This is a genomic window from Eggerthella sp., assembly GCF_048329335.1.
Lineage (GTDB): Bacteria > Actinomycetota > Coriobacteriia > Coriobacteriales > Eggerthellaceae > Eggerthella > Eggerthella lenta.
The window spans coordinates 1-1801 of record NZ_DBFEGU010000267.1 but is presented as its reverse complement, the minus strand read 5'-3'; the positions used below and the strand labels follow the sequence as shown (position 1 = coordinate 1801).

Genomic DNA, 1801 nt, shown 5'->3' with positions numbered 1-1801 from the left:
CCATCCTCCCGTGCAACTGCATATCGTCCTCGACGAGGACAGCTACCAGGGCGGCGACAGCGTCGAGATGGCGCGCCGCTTCACGGCCGTCGCTCCCACCGAGGTGGTGCGCGCCGCGAAGGGCTCGCAGCGCGCGAACGTGCTGCGGTTCGATTTGGGCGACGACACGGTCACCGCCGAGGCCGACGACGATCCGCTGTGGCGCGATGCGCTGGCCACGTGGCTCGACGAGGAGTTCGCCGAGACGTCTGCCCTGGTGGCGCGCGAGAACGATGCCAGGCAGAACAATGGCGAGCAGCCGGTGCCGTTCACCTGGGCCGAGGTGAAGTTCGGCGCGGGGCCGGTCATCGCCATCCGCATGAAGGATTCCTCCATCCCGCCCGAGGCTGCCGGCTTCGTCGCCCGTGCGCGCCAGCTGCTTGCGGGGGGTGCGTTCGGCGCGGATGCCATCGCCGCCATCCGCATTCCCGCGTGCGCGAGCATCGAGGCGCAGGTAGCCGACGCGCATCGTACCAACTATCTGGAATCGCAGCTGTACGAGGCGGCGCACCGTCCCGAAACGCAGGAAGTCGACCGATATTCCGAAGAGGTGGACCTTGCGACGGGCGAGGGGTGGACCGACGAGCTGCAGGGCTCGCAGTCGAAGCGCGATGCGCCCACGGACAGCGAGCTTGCCGAAGCCGTGGCCGAAGCGGAGGCTGCGCTGCGCCAGGGCGTTGATCCCTCGGACATCGCCGCCGAGGAGCGCGCGGCGGACGCCGATGCCGGCGATGTCGCAGCGAGCGTGACGGAGGTCGAGGCCGTTGGTCGTGCGAAGGGCGATGTCGATACGTCGGGCGAATCCTGCGCGCTCGAAGCGGGCGGCGTACCCGAGCATCTCGACTACCGCGTGTGGAACGTAGCCTACGCCGACGGTACGTCGGTGCGCTTCGACTCGGTTTTGGGCGAAGCGCTGCTGGACTAGCGCGGCGCGCCCTACCAGAACAGCTCCGGCTCCTTCCGCTCGAGGCATTTCGATTCCAGCATGGCTATCACCGCGTCGGTGGATTCGCTCGAGAAGTATTTCGCGTCTTCGGGGCAGCTTTTCACGCAGGCGCAGCAGTGGAGGCAGCCCTCGCCGATGAGCGCGGGATCGTCTTCGTCGATGATGCCGAGCGGGCAGCGCGCCGCGCAGATGCCGCAGCTCGTGCACGCGTCGGTGGTGATGGGGCGCACGTCGGCGCCGGGCTTGAGCTCTTTGTAGGGGCGGTTTCCCTTGATGGCGGGTTGGGGCAGACGGCTTCCGCGCGCCAGGCGCTCGCCCAGCTCTCGGCCGAAGCGCTGCGCTGCGGCTACGTCCGCGTCGTCGGGGCGGCCGGTTCCCACGCGGGCCGTCAACGAGTGCTCGCCGATGAACGCGCCCGCCGCCACCACGTCGAACCCGCGCTCGCCTAGCAGGTCGGCGGCTTCCAGCAGCGCGTCGTCGAAGTCGCGGTTGCCGTACAGCCCCACGATCACGGCGGGCGTATCTTGGCCGATCAGGTGTGCGAACTCGTCGCGCAGCAGCGCGGGCACGCGCCCGGCGTACACCGGGAAGCCGAACACCAGCACGTCGTCGGCGCCGCACGAGACGTCGGCCGGACGATGCCCCGGCAACGTGAGATCGACGATCTCGACGGAAGCGCCAAGCGGCGCAGCCAGCGCGCCGGCTACCTCTTCCGCGACGGTTTTGGTGGTATGCGTGGGGCTGAAATACGCGACGCGAACGATCGACGGCATAACGGTTCCTCTCTTCTCCGACAACCCCACGATGATACTCCTT

2 protein-coding genes are annotated in these 1801 nt (G+C 68.7%); one reads left to right on the top strand and one right to left on the bottom strand.

Features of this window, described 5'->3' with window-relative positions; genetic code table 11:
* Positions 1-964: hypothetical protein (locus ACMO6A_RS08470; protein ID WP_418471100.1), on the top strand; the 964-nt coding region annotated here is incomplete at its 5' end.
* A gap of 11 nt (positions 965-975) precedes the next feature.
* Here the strand turns inward: ACMO6A_RS08470 and ACMO6A_RS08465 are convergent.
* Entirely contained in the window at positions 976-1758 is a 783-nt protein-coding gene (locus tag ACMO6A_RS08465) for a 4Fe-4S-binding domain protein (RefSeq protein ID WP_021410110.1), read from the bottom strand.
* Between the last annotated feature and the right edge of the window lie 43 nt (positions 1759-1801).